Raw genomic sequence first — 19,204 nt, forward strand, 5'->3', positions numbered from 1 at the left:
GGCTCAGCCTCAACCCCCTGATGCCATGTATAGCCTCGCCCAGCCCGTTCACGCCACCCTGGAAATCCGCAAGAGCCGCTTCATTGCCTGTGTCGAACCGGTTGCCGACCGCGCCAGCGCCCAGCTGCGGGTAGCCGAACTGCGTGCCGAGCACCCGGATGCCGCCCACGTCTGCTGGGCGCTGCTGGCGGGTGGGCACAGCGCGGCAGTGGACGATGGCGAACCCTCGGGCACTGCGGGTCGGCCGATGCTGGAGGTGCTGCGTCATCAGCAGCTCGACGGCGTGCTGGCCACCGTGGTGCGTTATTACGGTGGCATCAAGCTGGGAGCCGGTGGCCTGGTCCGCGCCTATACCGATGCCGTGGCCCAGGCCCTGCAACAGGCCGATAAGGTGGCCCCGGTGGCGCTGGTGCAAGTCCACTGCGAGCTGCCCTATGCCCATGAAAGTACCGCACGCCACCTGCTCGCCCAGGCCGGTGGCGAGCTGCTCGAGGTCCGGCATGCCGGGTCCGTCACCCTGATCATGCGCCTGCCCGAGGCTGCCCTCGCGGGGCTGCAGGAACAGCTGCTGACTGCCACCCGCGGTGAGCTGGCGTTTCGCGTCCTGCCATAAACCGGCCTATCTTGCATTAGAGGAAAGCCTAATAGCCGCGGTATGAGGACGCTCCTATCCTGCGGCGCGCTTCCTGTTCCTCTGATACTGGTACCCGGCCATGCGACTGACCCTCAACCGCCTGTTTCTGTCCCTTCTGACCCTGTCGGCTCCCCTGCCGCTGCTCGCCGCCAACGGCCACTACGTGCCCGGCATCGAAGCCAGCGGCGGCGCCTTCATGCCGCCGGTGCAGGGTCTGTACTACCGGGCCTATCTGGTGCATTACGACATTCGCCAGGTCGCCGACGCCCGTGGCGATGATCTGCCCGGCAACAACACCGGCAGTGTCACCGCCTTCGCCAACCGCCTGCTGTACGTCACCGACAGGACCTTCCTCGGCGCCAACTACGGCGTGGAGGCGATAGTGCCGGTGCAGCGCACATCGCTGAGGTTCCGCGGTCTGGGCGTGGACAGCAGCGAGAGCGGCGTGGGTGACGTCTACCTGGGGCCTGTGGTGCTGGGCTGGCATGGCACGCAGTGGGATACGGTGTTTGCTGCCGGCTTCTGGCTGGATACCGCCGAGCACGATCCCCGCGACCCGGCCACCATCGGCCGCGGCCATCCGGCGACCATGCTGACCCTGGGCGGCGCCTGGCACTTCGACCCCGAGCGCCGCTGGTCGGTATCGGCCCTGTCGCGCTACGAGATCAAGGGCGAGCAGGATGATACCGGCATCACCCCCGGCGACAGCTGGCTGGTGGAGTGGGCGCTGTCCCACCGTCTGGACAGCGGCCTGGAAGTGGGCCTGGCCGGCTATGATGCCTGGCAGCTGGAGGCCGATACCGGCGCCGGCAACAACAACAAGGCCGAGCGCCATGCCGCCGGTCTGGAACTGGGCTACCGCTGGCCGGATACCGGGCTGCAGCTCAAGGGCGCGGTCTATCATGAATACTCGGTCAAGGCGGGCAGCGGCGGCGTGCAACCCAGTGGCAATCTGTTCCGGCTGGCATTGACCACGGCGTTCTGAGCCCTCCGGCTTCGTCCGCACCACCGTGGTCAGCGGCTGCCGGAAAAGTTTTCAGCGGGGGACTTGCATTCCGGGAATTTCGCCCCGATCAGATTGTCCTGAGAAACGGTGCGCAGCGGTTCGCCATTACGCTGCGACCGATAACAACGCTGATAAACTCAGGAGGGACATCGGGTGAGACTGACGCTTGCGGTAGTCACGATGGCTGTTGCTCCGGCGGTTCTGGCGCAATTACCAGGGACAGACGAATTGTTTAGCGGGGAAGAATGGCGACGCGACCATGCATACCAGCTGGAAGAGCTCAAGCGGGAGCGACAGCGGGCCGCCGAGGAAGCGGCAAGATCGCTCCGGGCGCCTGACACACCGCCCCTGCCCACAGAGCCCTTGATGCCCGCCGTTGGCCTCGCCCAGAGCCCGGCCGCCGAACCCGACTGGGAACCCGAGGAACTGTCCGCGCCCGGCATCGAGACCGGGACCGGGACCGGGACCGGACAGTTCGAATACAACAGGCCACGCAACTCCAGCGTGAATCCGCGCAGCACCTGGTAGCCGGCGCGCGTCCTGTCCTCGACCATAGGCTAGTATCCTGTAATCACTCCCCGCGCTAAGCTGGGGGGTGATCTGCACTTCAGGCCAGCGCAGTTCAGCGCAGGGCCTCCTCCAAATGAGAATCGAGGTTACAAGATGCTCCTATTCTTCCTCAGCCTTGCCATCCTGCTGCTCGGTTACCGCTTCTACAGTCCCTTCGTGGAAAAGCAGGCGGGGATAGACCCCTCCAATGTCACGCCCCAACAGCGTCTCCACGATGGGGTGGACTACGTACCGTTGAGTCCCGGCCGTGCCTTCCTGATCCAGTTCCTGAACATCGCCGGTATCGGTCCCATTTTCGGGCCCATTCTCGGCGCCCTGTACGGTCCCGTCGCGCTGGTCTGGATCGTCATCGGCAACGTCATCGGCGGTGCCGTGCATGACTACTTCTCGGGGGTAATGAGCCTCAAGGAAGACGGCAAGAGCCTGCCGGAAATCGCCGGTAACTATTACAACGTCATCTTCAAGGGCTTCATGCTGGTATTTACCTGCATGCTGCTGTTCTTCGTCGGCGTGGTCTTCATCATGAGTCCGGCCGGACTGCTGAGCAACCTGTCGATATTCGACGGTACCTTCCTGGGCAGCAACGCGGTATGGGTACTGGTCATCCTGTTCTACTACTTCCTGGCCACCCTGCTGCCGATCGACAAGATCATCGCCCGGCTGTATCCGCTGTTCGGCCTGCTGATGATAGTGATGACCACGCTGGTGGCCCTGGCGCTGCTGCTGGAAGCCCCCAACCTGCCCCAGGTCGGCGATGTGTTCGCCTACTTCCATGGCCATCATGAACATGACTTCCTGGCGCCCAATCCCGAAGGGCTGCCGGTCTGGCCGCTGCTGTTCCTGACCATCACCTGCGGCGCCATCAGTGGCTTCCATTCCACCCAGTCGCCGATGATCGCCCGCTGCCTGACCAACGAGAAATACGCCCGCCCGATCTTCTATGGCTCCATGATGTGCGAAGGCATGGTCGCCTGCGTCTGGGCACTGGCCGGCATTGCCGCTTTCCCCGGCGGCTATCCCGAACTCAAGGCGATGCTCGACCAGGGTGGCCCGGGCCTGGTGGTCAACCATATCGCTACCGGCTACCTGGGCGTGTTCGGCGGCATCATGGCGATTCTCGCCGTGGCCATCTTCCCGATCACCTCGGGTGACACCGCCTTCCGCTCGCTGCGCCTGACCATTACCGATGCCTTCAACATCCAGCAGTCAGCCATGCGCCGCCTCGCGCTGGCCGCACCGATTCTCGGCGTGGCCTACCTGATGACCCACCTGGATTTCTCGCTGATCTGGCGCTACTTCGCCTTCTCCAACATGCTGCTGTCGACCAGCGTGCTGTGGCTGGCGACCAAGTACCTGATGGATCGGGGCACCTTCCACTGGATAGTGAGCATTCCGGCGGTGATCGGCACGGCCATCACCCTGTCCTACATCGCCACCGCACCCATCGGCCTGAACCTGCCGCTGGATTACAGCAAGCCCATGGGCATCGCCATTGCCGTGGCCTGCCTGATCGGACTGTGGACAGTGCACAACCGCCGTACCGCCGACGCGGCCGCCTGAGGTCCTGCCCTGTTGCCGCAGCCGGTCACCCCGGCTGCGGCAGGGGTCAGTACCTGCATCAGACGATCTGCAGGCAGCCCGGACCACTGATACGGCTGCGCCCACCGGTGCCGGGGTAGACCCGGATGCGCGTGCCTATGCGCTCCTTCAGTGCCTGCACGTGCGAGATGATGCCGATCAGCTTGCCCTCCTGCTGCAGCCCGGCCAGGGTGTCCAGGGCGGTATCCAGCGCCTCCTCGTCGAGGGTGCCGAAGCCCTCGTCAAGGAACAGCGAATCAACCCGCACATTGCGGCTGGACATCTGCGACAGCCCCAGGGCCAGCGCCAGGCTGACAATGAAGCTTTCCCCACCGGACAGGTTCTTGGTCGAACGCACTTCGCCGGCCTGATAGTTGTCGATCACGTTCAGCTCCAGTGGCTGCTCCGCATCGCGGACCAGCAGGTAGCGGTCGGTCATCTTCTGCAGCTGGCGGTTGGCATGGCCGACCATCATCTCGAAGGTCAGGCCCTGGGCGAAGTTGCGGTATTTCTTGCCATCGGCCGAGCCGATCAGGGCATGCAGGGCATCCCAGCGTCGGCACTCGGCCTGCTGCGCTTCGATGGCCTGCTGTCGTTCCTGCAGGCGTTCCCGGGCGCGGTCATTGTCCTGCAGGCGGTGGCGCAGTCCGCTGCACAGCTCGCGTACCTCAGCCAGCGATGCCTCCCGGGTTGCCAGCTCCCCGGTCAGCTGCTCCAGCGTCTGCTCCGTCAGCTGGCGGGCCTGCTCCGCTGCGAGGCGCTGACGGCGGTCGCTGATGCGCGCCTCCAGCTCGGTGTGGCGCCGCTCAAGCTCCCGGGACTGACGACCCAGACGCTCCCGCTCGGCCGGCGGCAGGACCGCCGCCAGATAGGCCTGCTCATCTGCGAAGCCGGCCTGCACCAGCGCCTCGGCAAAGTCCTCTTCCAGCCGGCGCAGCTCCGGCTCACAGCGGCTGATGCGCTGCTGCACGGACTGCACATGGGCGCGCAGCTCGTGCCACTGCTGCTGCAGCGCCGCGTGGTGTTGCCGCGCGGTTTTCTCCGTCTGCTCGGCGTCGGTGACCGCCCGGCGCAGGCGCTGCTCCTCGGTGCCGGGGTCGCGGTCATCGAACAGGGCCCGGCGCTGGTCAACGAGCCCCTGCTGTTCCTGCTGCAGCGCCTGCAACCGCTGGTCCCGCTGCGCCAGTGCCGCCTCGGCGGCCTGCGCCATGGCCTGCTGATGGCGCAGTTCGCTGTTCAGCTCGCCGATGCGCCGCTCGATCTCCGTCTGGCTGGCAACCCGCGCCTGCCAGTCCGCCAGGCGCTGCTCCAGCTGCAGCAGCAGGGGCGCAAGATCGCCCTCCGGCAGACTGTCGATACCCAGCGGCTGCAGCCGCTCGGTCAGCAGTTGCCGGCGGCGGGCGAACTCCTCCCTGGCCCCCTGCAGGGCCGCAGACAGTGCGGCGACCCGCTCGCCGGCGCTCTGCTCGGTATGATTGGCGGCGATGCCGGTGGCGCGAATCTCGCCGAAGTCGGTACGGGCCTTCAACTCCTGCTGTTCCAGCCGGCGGATCAGCGCCTCCTGCTCCTCCGCGTGGGCAATCAGCCTGTCCAGCTCGGCAATCCTCCGCTCGGCGGCATCCGGCGTGGGCACGTTGCCCCGGGCATAGGGATGGTCGGTGGCGCCGCAGAGGGGACAGGGCTGGCCATCGGCGAGCCGGCTGCGCTCATCCTCCAGCCGGGCGATGCGGTGCAGCAGCACCCGCTCGCGCTGCAGCGCGTCCCGCTCGGCGCGATATTCGCGCAGCAGACGACCCTGCAGCAGGCCGTCCAGCGCTTCCCGCGCCCGGACGGTGGCCTGCTCGGCTTCCTGCAGCGCCTTCTCCTGCTGTCGGTATCGCTCTCGCAGCGCTCCCAGGTCGGTGCTGGCCTGCCGGTGCTGCAGGGTGGCCGCCTCCAGCTCGCGCTCCCGCCGCCCCAGTTCCTGCTGGCGCTCCAGCAACCCATCCAGCTGCTCCCGCACCCCGGCCAGCCCGCCGACCAGCCACTGGTCCCGGGCATGCTGCAACAGGTACTGCTGCACTTCCTGCAGCGTCTGCCCGGCCTGGTCCAGTTGTGCCTGCAGGTGCGTTCGCTGCCCGTGCAACTGTTCCAGTGCCGCCCGGTCCGCCGTGCAGCCCTGCTGCTCGGCGGCGATGAGCCGGCGTTGCTCCTGCAAACGTTGATCCAGACTGCGGACCTGCTCCAGTACCGGGGCGGCTTCCTGCAACTGGCGGCGACTGTTCTCGCAGTGCTGCACCGCCTTGTCGAGCACTGCCTGCTGCTGCCCGGCCGCCTGCTCCAGCTCCGGTAACCGGGCCTGCTCGCGGACCAGGGTGTCGCGATCCTGCTGCAACTGCTGGCGGGTGGTGCGCAGGGTCGCATGGGGCGCATCCAGCAGCATGGCCTGCATGGCGAGGGCCAGCTGCTTGAGCTGGGGTTCGAAATCCTGCTGCTCCCGGCGCAGGTTCTCGCTTTGCTCGGCCAGCAGCACCAGCTCGCGTTCGAGGCTGGCCAGGCCGGTCAGCCAGTCGATGCCCCGGCGGGTCGCTTCCACCTCGGAGGCCAGGGTCTGCTCTTCGGCGGTGCGCAGCGCAAGCTGCTCGCACAACTGCTGTTCCTGCTCGCTGTCCAGCAGCACTATGCCGGCGGTCTCCGCCTGCAGCAGCTCAAGCGCCTGACGTTCCGCACGCTGACGTTCGTGCACTCGCACGGATATCTCGCTGTAGATACGGGTGCCGGTGATCTGTTCGAGGATGGGCGCGCGCTTGTCCGCGGTGGCCTGCAGGAAGGCGGCGAAGCCGCCCTGGGCCAGCATCATGGAGCGGGTGAAACGTTCGAAATCCATGCCGGTGGCCAGCTCCACCTGCTCGGCGACCCGGCTCAGCTTCGATTCGATGATCCTGCCGCTGTCGGCATCGGCTATCTCGTGTTTCGGCGCCTGCAGGGTACCGTCGATACGCCCACGCGCCCGGCGCTGGCTCCAGTGGCAGCGGTAGCGACCGCCCGCCGTCTCGAAGGTCACTTCGGCGAAGCATTCCCCGGTCTGGCGGGACATGATCTCGTTGCTGCTGTTGGTCACCCGGCCCAGACGCGGGGTGCTGCCGTACAGCGCCAGACAGATGGCGTCGAGCAGGGTGGTCTTGCCCGCGCCGGTCGGCCCGGTGATGGCAAAGATGCCGTCGGCTGTAAAGGCGGGATCGGCGAGGTCGATCTGCCACTCCCCCACCAGCGAATTGAGGTTCTGGAAACGCAGCTGCAGGATCCTCATCCGTGGGTTCCTCCGATGGCCCCGGCGTCATCCTCGTGGATCGACTGCAGCACCTCCCGGTAGGCGTGGCGCAGATCCGGCCGCTGCTCCTGGCTGACCTCGTGCTGATCGAGGCAACGCTCGAACACCTCCTGCTCATCCAGCTCGTCCAGCGTCTCCTGATCGTGCATCCGGCCCAGCACCCGCTCGGCAATACGGCTGTTCTTGACCCGCAGTATCTCCATGGCGCTGCCCTCGGTGGCCTTGTCCAGACGCTCGCGCAGGTCGCTGACGATCTCCTCGCCCTGATAGATGATCTCCAGCCAGGCGTCAGAGCCGACAGCAACCAGCTCGGCCAGCCGCGCGGCAATCGCCGGCCAGTCCCCGGTGATCCGTTCCAGGCGCTGGAATACGGGTATCTCCAGCAGCTCGATGCCGGTCTGGCGCTGCCCCTCCTGCACGGCAAGATCCACCAGGCACAGGCTCTTGCGCTGGCGCGCCTCGCCGAAGCCCATGGGCAGCGGCGAGCCGCTGTAGCGGATGTGCTCCGAGTCGTTGACCTTCTGCGGTACGTGCAGATGGCCGAGGGCGACATAATCGAAGCTCGGCGAGAACAGGCTGGCGTGGACATGCGCCAGGGACCCCACATACAGCTCACGCACGCCATCGCCCTCGATGGTCTGGCCACCGGCGGTAAACAGGTGGCCGGTCGCGACTATCGGCAGGTGCGCGCCGAGCTCTGTCCGGCGGTCTTCCGCCAGCCTGGCCACGACATCGTAATGCTCGCGGATGCCGTCCTGCAGCTTGCGCTCCTTGTCTGCAACGCTCTCGCCGGCGGCTGCCTGGCGGATGTCCCGATCCCGCAGATAGGGCACGGCGCAGACGATGAGTTCCGGTTCGCCATCAGCGCCATGCAGGGTCAGCACCTGCTCGGCAATGTCCTCGGAGGTGCTGCCCACCACATGCACATTCATCGCCCGCAACAACTCCTGCGGCGCGGTGAGGAAGGACGGCGAATCATGGTTGCCGGCGATGATGACCACATGCCGGCAGCCGGCGTTCGCAGCCTGGCAGAGGAAGCGGTAGTACAGCTGCTGGGCGCGGTTGCTCGGCGCCGTGGTATCGAAGATGTCCCCGGCCACCAGCAGGACATCCACGCGCTGCTGCCGAAGGGTTTCGACCAGCCAGTCGAGAAAAGCCTCGAACTCCCCATAACGGCGCCTGCCGTACAGGGTGCGGCCCAGATGCCAGTCCGAGGTGTGCAGCAGCCTGAGGCTGCCCGCCGATTGCATCATATTGAAAACCCTTGAAACACTTGTACACTGGCACGCTGGCAATCTGCCTGTACCCCAACACAAGGAATATAACGATGAAATTGAGCCATGGAGTTCTCCTGGGCGTCTCTCTGGTGCTGCTGACCGCCTGTTCCAAGGGGCCGTCCGACAGCGAGGTGAAGGCAGTATTGCAGGCAGAGGTGGATAAGCTTGCCAATCTGACCAGCTTTGCCGGTCTGGACATGAAAGTCGAGCTGCACAAGGTGACGGTGCATGGCTGCGAGGAAGCACGCACCGACGTCTACCGCTGTGATGTGGAAGTCGATTCCACCGCCCCCATCGTCGGCCGTTCGGTCGAGCGTACCAACATCATGCTGGCCAAGACCGACGCCGGCTGGATCCCCGCCAACTGAGGCCGTCCATCACCGGATCGGCGTGCCGATCCGGCGTCACCCGCTCAGCGCGGAGCAGCGCTGACGGACTGCCCGGCTGCCTGGTTGCCCGCTGACAGCAGCCAGTCCAGTGCTTCATCCCAGAATGGCTGCGATTCACTGCGGAAATAGCCCATATGGCCGATAGGCGGGTTGCCGGCCGACGGCTCGATGTCATACAGGGTCAGCGGAGCATTGCGGTAGCCCTTGACGAAGGCATCCCGTGACTGCGGCGGGGCCCAGGGGTCATCCCGCGAGGTGACGAAGGCGCAGGGGGTACGCACCGCCGCGTAGCGCTCATGCACATGCCCCATCCTGGGGTCGTCGAAATAGTAATGCGGGTAGCCGCACCAGCGCTTCCAGTCCCGATACACCCCCAGCGGCAGATCGTCACCCATGCCCAGCAGACTCCAGGCCATATACCCTTTCCAGGCGACGATCGGCGGCATGAGCACATGCCAGAACAGCCGTATCTTCCATCGTTCGGCCAGGGGCATCCAGCCGGCCCAGCCGGCACCGCTGCCGAAGCAATAGCAGGCGGTCAGGCGATCGTGGTTGGGCAGCAGGCCGATGGCGTGACCACCGAAGGAGTGCCCGACCCAGTACAGTGGCAGGTCTTCCTGGCTGAGCATGTCCACGGCGGCGGGCAGATCCTTCTCCGACCAGTCCAGATAGCTCATCTCGAAGCCCTTCAGCTGCCGCGGGCGGGATTCGCCGGTACCACGGAAGTCGATGGTCGTGACGTTGAAACCGCGACGGGCAGCATGTTCGGCGAAACGTCGATAGAAGCGCTGGGGTACCCCGGTACCGCCGGCCACCAGGAGGTTGCCCAGGGCGCTGCCCGGCGCATGATAGCGATTGACGCCCAGCGGATAGCCGTCGCGTGCGAGCAGGGTGAGCTTTTCCGTGCGGATGTCGATGGGGGCGGATGCTGCGGTCATGACGAACTCCGTACTGCGGTTTCTTGTTGGAATCAGGGCGGCGGAATGTCGGCCGACAGACGCGGGCGCGTCGCGAATTTCAAACGTCCGTTTGACACCCTACCCAATGGGCGTACGACGGTCAATTGTCGCAGCATCAGCGCGGCCCCGGCGATGACCATTCGCGCGAAGATTATCCCTTCGCAAGCAGCGGTTATTGAAGCAAGCGAAGCGGATCGGGGATATAATCGGCCGTCAAACCTGATAGGCCCTTTTTCTCCGGAACTGGACGATGCGGCAGAATCTGAAGTCCCTGGCACTGGTGCTGCTCGTCACCGTGGTCGTTCTGAACCTGTTCATGTTCGGGCTGCTGTCCTATACCCTCAACGCGTCCTACCAGCGCACCATCGATCAGGTGCGTACCAATGTCACCAACCTGGCACTGATGATGGACCACAGCATCACCGGCGCTGCCCGGGAAATCGTGCTGGTGGTCGAGGAGCTGCAGTACTACCTCGATCGCGAGCTGGCAGCCGGCCGCCAGCTCCCCCCGGAGGAACTGCGCCAGCTGGTCCGGGACCGGGAGGGCTGGATCGGTCACATCGCCCGCCTGCACATTTCCGATGCCGACGGGCTGGTCATGTCCGCGCCCCCCGAATACCGCGAGCGGCTGGGTTTCGCCCAGCTGGATGCCTTCCATCAGCTGCGCGAGAACCCCGATCTGGAACAGGTCATCACCCATCTGGTACGCAGTCCCATCTCCGAGGACTGGGTGCTGGTGTGCCTGCGCCGCTACAACCTCCCCGATGGCCGATTCGGTGGTGTGGTGGCCGCTGCGGTTGACGCCAGCTACTTCGTCGGTTTGCTGTCGGATCTGGACCTGGGCCCCCATGGCATTGCCCTGATCCGGGATCTGGACAGGCGACTGGTCGCCCGGCATCCGCCGCTGGATGCGCCACCCGGCCAGACCGGCGCCATCGGCGGGTCACGGGAATTGACGGCGCTCATGGACGCCGGTGTCGCCACGGGACTGTTCTACAGCCAGGGCACGGCCGACGGCATTCCCCGCACCGACGCCTTCCGGCGACTGGAGCAGCTGCCGGTAGTCGTGGTCGCCGGCCTGGGTGAAGCCGACTACATGGCGATCTGGCGCCATGACCGCAACAAGGCCATCGGGCTGGGCCTGCTGTTCTTCCTGGTAACCACGCTGGGAGCCCAGCTGCTCTGGCGTCAGGTGAGGACCAGCTACCGGGCCAACCGGCGCAGCCGCATGCTGCTGCAACACGCCAGTGACGGCATCCACATCCTCGACGAGTACGGCCGGCTGCTGGAGGCCAGTGATTCCTTCTACCGAATGCTCGGTTACCGCCCCGCGGGCCCGATACGCCCGCTGGTGGAAAACTGGGACGCCTGGCACAGCCCGCAGGAAATCCGCAGCCTGGTGCGGGGCACCCTGCGCTACCAGCGTGGACGGATCTTCGAAAGTCGCTTCCGTCACCGGGATGGGCATGATTTCCCGGTGGAAGTCACCAGTGTCCCGCTGGAGATCGACGGCCAGCCGCTGGTGTTCAACGCGGCCCGGGACATTACCGAGCGCAAGAAGGTCGAGGAGGAGCTGCGTATTGCCGCCCGCGCCTTCGAATCCCAGGTGGGCATGCTGATCACCGATGCCGATCTGCGCATCCTGCGCTGCAACGAGGCCTTCAGCCGCATCACCGGTTATCAGCTGCAGGATATCGTCGGTCGCAAGCCCAGCCTGCTGCAGTCGGGTCGGCACGACAAGTCCTTCTACGAGGCCATGTGGCACGGGTTGAACACCCAGGGTTCCTGGCAGGGTGAGATCTGGAACAAGCGCAAGAACGGTGAGGTTTATCCCCAGTTGCTGTCGATCGGCACCGTGCGCAACGAAGCCGGGGAAACCACCCACTACGTTGCATCCCTGTCGGACATCTCGGCGCGCAAGGCCACCGAGGAGCAGATGCGCACCCTGGCCTTCTACGACTCGCTGACCAAGCTGCCGAACCGCCGACTGTTCCTCGAGCGCCTGGAACATGCCTACGCCGCCGTCCAGCGGCTGCATACCTTCGGTGCGCTGCTGGTAGTGGATCTGGACAATTTCAAGACCCTCAACGATACCGAGGGTCATACCGCCGGCGACCTGCTGCTGGAACAGGTGGCCAATCGACTGGTGGCCTGCGTACCCCATCAGGAGGCCGTGGCGCGCCTGGGCGGTGACGAGTTCGTGGTACTGCTGGACAACCTCAGCGCCGATCAGGTCGAAGCGGCACGCCAGGCGGAAAAGGTCGCACAGGATGCGCTGGCGGCGCTGAGCCGGCCCTATCAGCTGGACCAGGCCGAGTACCGCGGGTCCGCCAGCATCGGCATCACCCTGTTCGGCTCGGGGGAATCCCAGTCCGCCGCCGAGGTGCTGCGCAACGCGCATCTGGCCATGTCACAGGCCAAGATCAGCGGCAGCAGCGGCTGGTGCTTCTTCGATACCAGCATGCCCGAGCAGGTGCGCGAACGCAGCGAGATCGATGCGGGTCTACGCATCGCCCTGGAACAGGACCAGTTTGTCCTGCACTACCAGCCACAGGTGGATGATGACGGTCGCATCCTGGGTGCCGAAGCGCTGGTGCGCTGGCTGCACCCGCAGCAGGGCATGATCTCCCCCGGGCGCTTCGTGCCGATCGCCGAACAGAACGGGCTGATACTGCCGCTCGGCAACTGGGTGCTCTGGGCCGCCTGCCGGCAGCTGGCCCACTGGGCGGATGACCCGCGCCTGGCACACCTGACCCTGGCGGTGAACGTCAGCGCCAACCAGCTGGCTCAGGCCGACTTCGTCGACCGGGTACTGGCCGCCCTGACCGAGACCGGCGCCCCGGCGAAGCGACTGAAGCTGGAGCTGACCGAGAGCGCCCTGGCGCAGGAGATAGAAAGCGTCATCGACAAGATGAACCAGCTCAAGGAGCACGGCGTCAGCTTCTCGCTGGACGACTTCGGCACCGGCTACTCCTCGCTGAACTACCTGAACCGGCTGCCGCTGGATCAGCTGAAGATCGACCAGAGTTTCGTGCAAGGCATGCTGCAGGATACCAACAGCGCTGAAATCGCCCAGATGATCGTGCTACTGGCCGAACGCATGGGGTTGTCGGTACTGGCCGAGGGCGTGGAGACCCCGGACCAGCAGGTTGCCCTGCAGAAGCGCGGCTGTCACCAGTTCCAGGGCTATCTGTTCGGCAGGCCCATGCCGGTGGAGGAGTTCGAGCGGATGCTGCTGGGCCGGGACTGACCCGGCCCGCAGATCAGACAGTGCGGGAGAAACGCCCCTTCTGCCCGGTGCCCAGATAGGCGTCGAAGGCCATGGCGACGTTGCGCAGCATCAGCTTGCCCTCCGGCAGCAGCACCAGCCCATCCTCATTGATGGCCACCAGCCCATCCGCCAGTGGCTCCTCCAGCTGGGCCAGGGCATCGGCGAAATACGCCCTGAAGTCGATCTGGTAGCGGTCCTCGAACTTGCCGAAGTCGATCCGCTCCTGGCACATCAGGTCCAGTATCACTTCCCTGCGCAAACGGTCATCCTCGGTCAGGGTGTAGCCACGCTGGATGGGCAGCAGCCCCTCGTTGAGGCGCGCATAGTACTGGGACAGCTCCTTCACGCTCTGACTGTAGGTGTTGTGCACCTTGCCGATGGAGGACACGCCGATACCGATCAGATCGCAGTCGGCGCGGGTGGAATACCCCTGGAAGTTGCGTTGCAGGGTACCGTTTTCCCGGGCCAGTACCAGCTCGTCGTCCGGCAGGGCAAAGTGGTCCATGCCGATGTAGACGTATCCGGCTGCGGTCAGCCGGGCAATGGTCAGCTCCAGCAGTTCGAGCTTGCGCTCCGGTGGCGGCATGTCCTGGGGTCGGATCAGTTTCTGCGCGCGCACCAGCTCCGGCAGATGGGCATAGCTGTAGGCAGCGATGCGGTCGGGGCGCATGTCGATGATCTTGCTCAGGGTGGCATCGAAGCTTTGCACCGTCTGCAGCGGCAGGCCGTAGATCAGGTCCACGCTGACCGACCTGAATCTGGCCTCCCGCGCCGCCCTGACCAGCTCCCGGGTCTGTTCCTCGCTCTGCAGCCGGTTGACCGCGGCCTGCACCGCCTCATCGAAGTCCTGCACGCCGAAGCTCAGGCGGTTGAAGCCCAGTGCCCGCAACTGGTGGATCTGCACCGGCGCAACAGTACGTGGGTCAACCTCCAGGGAGAACTCATGCTCGTCACTGTCATCCAGATTGAAGTGCTCGCGCAGGCTGTCCATCAGCTCGGCCAATTGCTCGCTGGTCAGATAGGTCGGGGTGCCGCCACCCAGATGCAGCTGGGTCAGCTTGCGGGACCTGTCGAAAAGCGCCCCCTGCATGGCGATCTCGCGCTTGAGGTACTCCAGATACTCCACTGCACGCTCGGTCTTGTGGGTGATGATCTTGTTGCAGGCGCAGTAGTAGCAGAGGCTCTTGCAGAAGGGGATATGAATGTAGACCGACAGGTTCTTCGGCGCCGCCTCGGCATTGCTGGCCTTGGCCGCCGCCACATAATCATCCATGGCAAAGGCCTGGTGAAACTGGGGCGCAGTGGGATAGGAGGTGTACCTCGGGCCCGGGCGGTCGTATTTCTCGATCAGGGCACGGTCGAAGGTGATGTTCTGGGTCATGGGTCTCTCGCCCTCAATATTGCCGGGACAGAAAGCTCCGGCGCTCGCAAAGGGAAAGTGTAAGGCAAGCCACCACCCTTTGCATTGAGGCGAGTCAAGAACAGCGCGGATTAACTATTCCGCGCGCAGCCCGAACATGATCGAATGGGCCTGCTCCTCGCCCACCGCGACCACCACACCCTCGCGGGCATAGATCCAGGCCTCGCCCTGCTCCACCGGCATCTGCCAGTCGGGCTGGCCGAAGGTGGCAATGATGCGCACCAGCTTGAGCGGCTGTTCCGGAATCAGGCTCAGGCGCTCCACCGGGTAGTCGGCCAGGGCGCGGCCGATATCGGTACCCACCGGCTGGTCAGGCATGTCGGCACGCCAGCCCCGGGCCTGCACCAGCGAGGCGGTCTGCTGTGGGTCCAGGGCAATGCTGGCAGTCACCTCCCATGGCTGACGCTCGGCCTCCAGCGAATGGCGACTGACCAGACGCGGCTCACCATCGGCACTGATCATCCACAACCGGCCCTCGCCCAGCACCGCGGACAGGTCGCCGAGTGTCAGCGAGCCGTTGCGCAGGGGAGCCCAGAGGCTGGCCTGATACTCCGGCTGCCAGCTCAGGGGCTGGGTGGCCTCCCGCTCCTGCCACCACTGGTCCAGGGCGAGGATGGTGAGCACTATCGCCGCCAGCAGGGTGCCGACACGCAGGGCCAATCTCGGATTCATGCAATTCCTCTTTGCCAAAAACAAAGGGGCATCCCACTGGATGCCCCTGTATGCCGTCCGACCCGATCAGGCCGCGTCGTCAACGTCGATGTGCTTCTTGAGCTTGGTCATCGCGTTCTTCTCCAGCTGCCGGATCCGCTCCGCGGAGACCTGATACTTGGCCGCCAGCTCGTGCAGGGTGGCCTTTTCCTCGGCCAGCCAGCGCTGGTAGAGGATATCCCGGCTGCGTTCATCCAGCTGGGCCAGGCCCTGCTGCAGCTGCTGGGTGGAGCTGTCGCTCCAGTCGGCGTTCTCCAGCTGCACCGCCGGATCGTAACGCTTGTCTTCCAGATAGTGCACAGGGGCGTAGCTGGCGTCGTCATCGTCGTCATCGGCGCCGTCGAATCCGAGGTCCTGACCATAGAGGCGGCTCTCCATCTCGCGCACCTCGCGGGCCGCCACGCCCAGATCCTCGGCCACGGCGTTGACCTCGTCATGGGTCAGCCAGGCCAGCTTCTTCTTCGCGCTGCGCAGGTTGAAGAACAGCTTGCGCTGGGCCTTGGTGGTAGCCACCTTGACGATGCGCCAGTTGCGCAGGATGAATTCGTGGATCTCGGCGCGGATCCAGTGCACGGCGAAGGACACCAGGCGCACACCCATTTCCGGGTTGAAGCGCTTGACCGCCTTCATCAGGCCGACGTTGCCTTCCTGGATCAGGTCGGCCTGGGCCAGGCCGTAGCCGGCATAGCTGCGGGCGATATGCACTACGAAACGCAGGTGCGACATGACCAGCTGACGGGCTGCGTCCAGATCTTCTTGATAGTACAAACGGTCAGCCAGCTCGCGCTCTTCCTCGATACTCAGTACCGGGATGCTGCTTACGGTCTGAACATAGGCCTCCAGGTTGGCACCTGGCGAAAGGTTATGTACGGGCTGCAAAGCAGTGCTCATGTTTGGACTCCAGAAAATTCGTAAGACCGTTTCACGTCCGGTCGGGACGGGCCGGTAGCGCCTGGGCGCTTTGGCCGACACCGCAGTGTATCACTCAGGGCTCTGACAGGGAATGCTCGGAAAAGTTCCGCAACACCCCGATCAATCCCTTTAAAATCAACCAGTTACCCGATTCCATCGGTTACTGTGGCTGAATCTCGCGGATATGCCGACCTACGGCCAGCCAGGCACCGGCCAGGCCCAGCAGCATGGCCGCGGCCAGCAGCGTCAGGCCATCGATGACCGGCATGCCGCTCAGTACGAAGTCGCTCTGATAGAGACTGGCCACCTCGCGTACAGTGACATTCAGCCAGCTCAGGCCGGCAATCAGCAGCAGCCAGGCCAGTGCCCCGGCCAGTATGCCGTAATAGACCCCAAGGTACAGGAAGGGACGACGCACGAAGGCATCGGTGCCGCCCACCAGTTTCACTACCAGGATCTCCTCGCGGCGACTCTCGATCGCCAGGCGGATGGTGTTGGCCATGACCAGCAACATGGCGATGATCAGCAATATCGTCAGCCCGCCGGTGAAGCGCTCGAACATCTTCAGCACCGCGGTCAGCCGCTCGACCCACAGCAGGTCGATCTGCACCTCGTCGACGCCGGGCAGCTGTGCCAGCTGATCACGCAGTGGCCGCAGGGCCGAGGAGCCGCCTTCGATACTCTCGGGCATCACCAGTATCACGTTCGGCAGCGGGTTGTAGGCCAGCTGCTGCAGGGCCTCGCCCAGCCCGGAGTGCTGCTGGAATTCCGCCAGCGCCAGCTCCTTGTCCAGCAGCTGGGTGCTCGCCACACCGGGCAGCTCGTCGATCCTGCTCTGCAGTTGCCCGGCTTCGGCGGCATCCACCTCGTCTTCAATGTAGACCGACAGCTGGGCCGCGCGCTGCCAGTCGATGCCCAGTTGCTCGACCTGGTCGATCAGTACCGCCAGCCCCATGGGCAGGGCCAGCACTATGCTCATCACCAGCACTATCATCAGGGTGCTGAAGGGGGCATCGGTAACCCGGTGCAGGGCCAGGCGGGCGCTGTCCCTGTGGCTGTTGGCCCAGCTGCGCAGCGGGTGGCGCCAGCTGTGCCGGGAGCGGGCCGCACCGCTGGCGGCCTTGCCCTGGCGCTTGTCAGCTGCCTTGTTCTGGTTCTGATTGGTGGCCATCTCAGCTCCCGTCCGCCAGCAGTCGCCCTTCGCTGAGGGTCAGCATGCGGTGATCCAGCTTGGCAATCAGCGGCAGGTCGTGACTGGCAATGATCACGGTCACGCCGACCCGGTTGAAGTCCTCGAACAGGGCCATGATCTCCGCCGACAGCGCCGGGTCCAGGTTGCCGGTGGGCTCGTCGGCCAGCAGCAGCGCCGGCTTGTGCACCACCGCCCGGGCGATGCCGACCCGCTGCTGCTCCCCACCGGACAGGGCGATGGGGTAGAGGCTTTCCTTCTTCAACAGGCCGACCTTGTCCAGCGCCGCCCGCACCCGCCGGCCGATCTCGTCCTGCGGGGTACCATTGATGATCAGCGGCAGGGCGACGTTATCGAACACGGTGCGGTCGAACAGCAGCTGGTGGTTCTGGAACACCACCCCGACCTGGCGACGCAGGTAGGGAATATCGTGACTGCGCAGGTCCTTGAGGTTCTGGCCACCGACGAAGACATGCCCGGAGCTCGGGCGCTCCATGCACATGATCAGCTTGAGCAGGGTGCTCTTGCCCGCCCCGGAGTGACCGGTGATGAACACCATCTCCCCGGTGCGTATGTGAAAGCTCAGGTTGTCCAGCCCCTGATGACCGTTGGGATAGCGCTTGCTGACCTGGTCGAAGCGGATCATCGGTTACTCGCGTCCGAACAGCGCCTTGACGAACTCCGGCGCGGTGAAGGGCCGCAGATCATCGATCTGCTCGCCCACGCCGATATAGCGGATCGGCAGGCCGAACTGCTTGGCCAGCGCAAAGATCACGCCCCCCTTGGCGGTGCCGTCCAGCTTGGTCAGTACCAGGCCAGTGAGGTCCACCGCCTGATCGAACAGCCGGGTCTGGCTGATGGCGTTCTGCCCGGTGCCGGCATCCAGCACCAGCAGCACCTCGTGGGGTGCATCGGGGTCGAGCTTGGCCATGACCCGCTTGACCTTCCTCAGCTCGTCCATGAGGTTGTCCTTGTTGTGCAGACGCCCGGCGGTGTCGGCAATCAGCACGTCGGCACCGCGGGCCTGAGCGGCCTGCAGGGCATCGAACACCACCGAGGCGGAGTCGGCGCCGGTGTGCTGCGCAATCACAGGAATATTGTTGCGCTCGCCCCACACCTGCAGCTGCTCGACTGCGGCGGCGCGGAAGGTATCCCCGGCGGCGAGCATCACCTGCTTGCCCTCGCCCTGCAGGCGCTTGGCCAGCTTGCCGATGGTGGTGGTCTTGCCCACGCCGTTCACCCCCACCACCAGAATCACGTAGGGCTTCTTGCCGGCGTCCACCTGCAGCGGCTTGGCCACATCCGTCAGCAGGCGCTCCAGTTCGTTCTGCAATGCACGGTACAGGGCGTTGCGGTTGGACAGCTCGCGGCGGCGCACCCGCTGCTGCAGGGATTCCATGATCAGGGTGGTGGCCTCGATGCCGACATCGGCCATCAGCAGGCGGGTTTCCATTTCCTCGAGCAGCTCGTCATCGATTTCCTTCTCGCCGAGGAACAGGTTGGCCATGCCTTCGCCAAGGTTGGCGCTGGTCTTGGACAGCCCGGCGCGCATGCGCGCGAAGAAGCCCTTTGGCTCAGCGGCCGGCTGCTCCGCCGGCTCGGCGGGTGTCTGGGCCAGCCCCGAGAACAGCTCGGCGGCGGCCTGGCGCGCACTCTGGTCATGGCTGCCGGTGGCGGCGGGCTTATCGGCGGGCTTCTCTTCGGTCACTGCCTCAGCCGGTGCGGGGGGCTGGGCAGGCGCCTCGCCAGGGGCGTCATCCCCCTTGCGGCGCATCCAGCCGAACAGGCCCTTGCGACCGCTCTTGCCGTCGTCACTGCGCTCGGGATCCTGCTGTGGATGTTCTGGCTTGTCTTTGGAACCAAACATTGACTGTCACTATCTGAGTCTGGCGCTGGCGTTCGGGCTCCCCCTTGGCCTGCGCGTGGAAGGTTGGGTTATCCTACCCCACTTCAGCGACCCTCGTAAGCCACAGGATCC

At 65.2% G+C, this 19,204-nt stretch carries 14 protein-coding genes; 5 read left to right on the forward strand and 9 right to left on the reverse strand.

Features of this window, described 5'->3' with window-relative positions; genetic code table 11:
* The first annotated feature begins 25 nt into the window (after positions 1-25).
* From BM046_RS14890 to BM046_RS14905, 3 genes are all read left to right on the forward strand, one after another.
* The gene (locus BM046_RS14890; protein WP_090540874.1) at positions 26-613 is read left to right on the forward strand and encodes an IMPACT family protein; all 588 of its coding nucleotides are present in this window, start codon (positions 26-28) and stop codon (positions 611-613) included.
* A 100-nt stretch (positions 614-713) separates the two neighbouring features.
* The gene (locus tag BM046_RS14895; RefSeq protein WP_090540875.1) at positions 714-1,619 is read left to right on the forward strand and encodes a SphA family protein; all 906 of its coding nucleotides are present in this window, start codon (positions 714-716) and stop codon (positions 1,617-1,619) included.
* A 684-nt stretch (positions 1,620-2,303) separates the two neighbouring features.
* Positions 2,304-3,770, forward strand: coding sequence for a carbon starvation CstA family protein (locus tag BM046_RS14905; protein WP_090540879.1), 1,467 nt, complete (start codon positions 2,304-2,306; stop codon positions 3,768-3,770).
* A gap of 58 nt (positions 3,771-3,828) precedes the next feature.
* Here BM046_RS14905 and BM046_RS14910 read toward each other — a convergent pair whose 3' ends face one another.
* Together BM046_RS14910 and BM046_RS14915 are read right to left on the reverse strand one after the other, a co-directional pair.
* Positions 3,829-7,077 (reverse strand): AAA family ATPase, encoded by a 3,249-nt coding sequence (locus tag BM046_RS14910; RefSeq protein ID WP_090540881.1) that lies wholly within the window; start codon positions 7,075-7,077, stop codon positions 3,829-3,831.
* Complete coding sequence (locus BM046_RS14915) at positions 7,074-8,351, reverse strand: exonuclease SbcCD subunit D C-terminal domain-containing protein (protein WP_218150050.1); 1,278 nt, start codon at positions 8,349-8,351, stop codon at positions 7,074-7,076. Before BM046_RS14915 ends, BM046_RS14910 begins: the two co-directional genes overlap by 4 nt.
* Positions 8,352-8,425: 74 nt before the next feature.
* On the opposite strand from BM046_RS14915, the gene BM046_RS14920 reads away from it, so the two are divergent.
* A complete protein-coding gene (locus BM046_RS14920; protein WP_090540883.1) occupies positions 8,426-8,743 on the forward strand; it encodes a hypothetical protein in 318 nt (105 codons plus the stop codon).
* A gap of 44 nt (positions 8,744-8,787) precedes the next feature.
* Here the strand turns inward: BM046_RS14920 and BM046_RS14925 are convergent, their stop codons facing one another.
* The gene (locus tag BM046_RS14925; RefSeq protein WP_090540885.1) at positions 8,788-9,702 is read right to left on the reverse strand and encodes an alpha/beta hydrolase family protein; all 915 of its coding nucleotides are present in this window, start codon (positions 9,700-9,702) and stop codon (positions 8,788-8,790) included.
* Between the two features lie 271 nt (positions 9,703-9,973).
* Here BM046_RS14925 and BM046_RS14930 point away from each other — a divergent pair, with 271 nt between their 5' ends.
* Positions 9,974-12,973, forward strand: a complete 3,000-nt coding sequence (locus BM046_RS14930) for a bifunctional diguanylate cyclase/phosphodiesterase (RefSeq protein ID WP_090540887.1) — start codon at positions 9,974-9,976, stop codon at positions 12,971-12,973.
* Between the two features lie 13 nt (positions 12,974-12,986).
* Here the strand turns inward: BM046_RS14930 and hemN are convergent, their stop codons facing one another.
* From hemN to ftsY, 6 genes are all read right to left on the reverse strand, one after another.
* Positions 12,987-14,375, reverse strand: a complete 1,389-nt coding sequence (gene hemN, locus BM046_RS14935; protein ID WP_090540889.1) for an oxygen-independent coproporphyrinogen III oxidase — start codon at positions 14,373-14,375, stop codon at positions 12,987-12,989.
* A 114-nt stretch (positions 14,376-14,489) separates the two neighbouring features.
* On the reverse strand, positions 14,490-15,086 hold the full coding sequence (locus tag BM046_RS14940; RefSeq protein WP_143084209.1) for a hypothetical protein: 597 nt from the start codon (positions 15,084-15,086) through the stop codon (positions 14,490-14,492).
* A gap of 66 nt (positions 15,087-15,152) precedes the next feature.
* Positions 15,153-16,016 (reverse strand): RNA polymerase sigma factor RpoH, encoded by an 864-nt coding sequence (rpoH, locus tag BM046_RS14945; protein ID WP_090540892.1) that lies wholly within the window; start codon positions 16,014-16,016, stop codon positions 15,153-15,155.
* 181 nt (positions 16,017-16,197) lie between these two features.
* The gene (gene ftsX / locus BM046_RS14950; RefSeq protein WP_090540894.1) at positions 16,198-17,208 is read right to left on the reverse strand and encodes a permease-like cell division protein FtsX; all 1,011 of its coding nucleotides are present in this window, start codon (positions 17,206-17,208) and stop codon (positions 16,198-16,200) included.
* Between the two features lies 1 nt (position 17,209).
* The gene (gene ftsE / locus BM046_RS14955; protein ID WP_090540895.1) at positions 17,210-17,872 is read right to left on the reverse strand and encodes a cell division ATP-binding protein FtsE; all 663 of its coding nucleotides are present in this window, start codon (positions 17,870-17,872) and stop codon (positions 17,210-17,212) included.
* A gap of 3 nt (positions 17,873-17,875) precedes the next feature.
* Complete coding sequence (gene ftsY / locus BM046_RS14960; RefSeq protein WP_090540897.1) at positions 17,876-19,093, reverse strand: signal recognition particle-docking protein FtsY; 1,218 nt, start codon at positions 19,091-19,093, stop codon at positions 17,876-17,878.
* Between the last annotated feature and the right edge of the window lie 111 nt (positions 19,094-19,204).

The organism is Halopseudomonas formosensis (assembly GCF_900115905.1).
GTDB classification, from domain to species: domain Bacteria; phylum Pseudomonadota; class Gammaproteobacteria; order Pseudomonadales; family Pseudomonadaceae; genus Halopseudomonas; species Halopseudomonas formosensis.

What these genes read in the sequence shown, in the direction of transcription:
- rpoH (WP_090540892.1), bottom strand. Translation starts at nt 16,016, where the DNA reads ATGAGCACTGCTTTGCAGCCCGTACATAACCTTTCGCCAGGTGCCAAC.
- BM046_RS14925 (WP_090540885.1), bottom strand. Translation starts at nt 9,702, where the DNA reads ATGACCGCAGCATCCGCCCCCATCGACATCCGCACGGAAAAGCTCACC.
- BM046_RS14915 (WP_218150050.1), bottom strand. Translation starts at nt 8,351, where the DNA reads ATGATGCAATCGGCGGGCAGCCTCAGGCTGCTGCACACCTCGGACTGG.
- BM046_RS14920 (WP_090540883.1), top strand. Translation starts at nt 8,426, where the DNA reads ATGAAATTGAGCCATGGAGTTCTCCTGGGCGTCTCTCTGGTGCTGCTG.
- ftsE (WP_090540895.1), bottom strand. Translation starts at nt 17,872, where the DNA reads ATGATCCGCTTCGACCAGGTCAGCAAGCGCTATCCCAACGGTCATCAG.
- BM046_RS14905 (WP_090540879.1), top strand. Translation starts at nt 2,304, where the DNA reads ATGCTCCTATTCTTCCTCAGCCTTGCCATCCTGCTGCTCGGTTACCGC.
- ftsY (WP_090540897.1), bottom strand. Translation starts at nt 19,093, where the DNA reads ATGTTTGGTTCCAAAGACAAGCCAGAACATCCACAGCAGGATCCCGAG.
- BM046_RS14910 (WP_090540881.1), bottom strand. Translation starts at nt 7,077, where the DNA reads ATGAGGATCCTGCAGCTGCGTTTCCAGAACCTCAATTCGCTGGTGGGG.
- BM046_RS14895 (WP_090540875.1), top strand. Translation starts at nt 714, where the DNA reads ATGCGACTGACCCTCAACCGCCTGTTTCTGTCCCTTCTGACCCTGTCG.
- ftsX (WP_090540894.1), bottom strand. Translation starts at nt 17,208, where the DNA reads ATGGCCACCAATCAGAACCAGAACAAGGCAGCTGACAAGCGCCAGGGC.
- hemN (WP_090540889.1), bottom strand. Translation starts at nt 14,375, where the DNA reads ATGACCCAGAACATCACCTTCGACCGTGCCCTGATCGAGAAATACGAC.
- BM046_RS14940 (WP_143084209.1), bottom strand. Translation starts at nt 15,086, where the DNA reads ATGAATCCGAGATTGGCCCTGCGTGTCGGCACCCTGCTGGCGGCGATA.
- BM046_RS14890 (WP_090540874.1), top strand. Translation starts at nt 26, where the DNA reads ATGTATAGCCTCGCCCAGCCCGTTCACGCCACCCTGGAAATCCGCAAG.
- BM046_RS14930 (WP_090540887.1), top strand. Translation starts at nt 9,974, where the DNA reads ATGCGGCAGAATCTGAAGTCCCTGGCACTGGTGCTGCTCGTCACCGTG.